Genomic DNA, 1,584 nt, shown 5'->3' on the forward strand with positions numbered 1-1,584 from the left:
GTGGCAACACGATGTTGTGGGGGTCCGGCGGGGCCGGTGGGGTCGGCGGCGCCGCGGCGGACGGCGCGGCGCTCGGCGGGGCCGGCGGACGCGGTGGCAACGCCGGGATGCTCTTCGGCGCTGCCGGGAGTGGCGGCACGGGAGGATTCAGCTTCCTTGGCGGCGGTACCGGTGGGGCGGGCGGCGACGGCGGAACCGGCGGGCTCTTCACCGACGGCGGAGTCGGCGGATCCGGTGGGGCTGGTTCCAACGGCGGGGCCGGCGGCGCCGGTGGCACCGGTGGGTTGTTCGGTGCGGGCGGCACGGGCGGTGCCGGTGGTTTCGGTACCTCCTCGACTTTGGGCACGGTCGGTGGGGCCGGCGGCGCCGGTGGTGCCGGTGGGCTATTCGGCGCCGGCGGCACCGGCGGCAGCGGCGGTGCGAGCATCGGCAGCACTGCCGGCGCCGGCGGCGCCGGCGGCGACGCCGGCATGTTCGCCTTCGGCGATGGCGGTGCCGGCGGCGCAGGCGGCGAGGGCCTCAACAACGGCCAGACCGCGGGCGGTGCGGGTGGGGCCGGCGGCAATGCCGGACTGCTCACCGGCAACGGCGGGACCGGCGGTGCGGGCGGTTCGGGGCGCACCACCGGCGGCATCGGCGGCGCCGGCGGCACCGCCGGTCAGCTGATCGGCTCGGGCGGTACCGGCGGCAGCGGCGGCAGCGGGATCACCACCGGCGGGACCGGCGGCGCCGGCGGCAATTCCGGAGTGTTGGGCAACGGCGGCAACGGCGGTAACGGCGGTGCCAGCGCGACCGCAGGTGGCAGCGGCGGGGCGGGCGGCAACGGCCTGCTGATTGGCAACGGCGGCAACGCCGGCAGCGGCGCCACGGGCGGCGTGACCGGCGGCAAGGCCGGCGTCGGCGGCATCAGTGGGGCGCTGCTGGGCGCGGATGGCTTCAACGCTCCCCTGAGCACCAACCCGGTGCACATCCTGCAACAGAACGCGCTCAGTGTCGTCAACCAGCCCGTCCAGGCGTTGACCGGGCGCCCGCTGATCGGCAACGGCGCCAACGGAACCCCCGGAAGCGGAGCGGCCGGCGGGGACGGCGGCTGGCTGTTCGGCAACGGCGGCAACGGTGCGCACGGTGCGACCAACACCGCCGCCAACGGAACCGGCGGGACGGGCGGCGCGGGCGGCGCCGGTGGCGGCTTGTTCGGTAACGGCGGCGCCGGCGGGGCCGGCGGGATAGCCACCGGGGCCAACGGGATCGGCGGCATCGGCGGCGCCGGCGGCTCCGCCCAGCTGAACGGGGTCGGCGGCACGGGAGGCAGCGGCGGACAGTCCATCAACACCGGCGCCAAAGGCGGGGCGGGCGGGCACGGCGGCAACGCCGGCTTCTTCTCCGGGGCCGCCGGAGTCGGCGGGCACGGCGCCGGTCCCGGCGCCACCGGCGTCGGCGGTGCCGGCGGCACGGGCGGCCTGTTCGCCAACGGCGGAGTCGGCGGCGCGGGCGGATCCGGAGCCGCGGGCGGGGCCGGCGGTAACGGATTGGTGTTCGGCGACGGCGGCACCGGCGGGGCCGGCGGGAGCGCCGGTGCAGGCG

1 pseudogene is annotated in these 1,584 nt (G+C 78.3%); it reads left to right on the forward strand.

Going from position 1 to position 1,584, the window contains the following annotated elements:
• Positions 1–1,584: pseudogene (locus BST27_RS30345) on the forward strand (PE family protein); the annotation flags it as partial.

It is taken from the genome of Mycobacterium intermedium (genome assembly GCF_002086275.1).
Lineage (GTDB): Bacteria > Actinomycetota > Actinomycetes > Mycobacteriales > Mycobacteriaceae > Mycobacterium > Mycobacterium intermedium.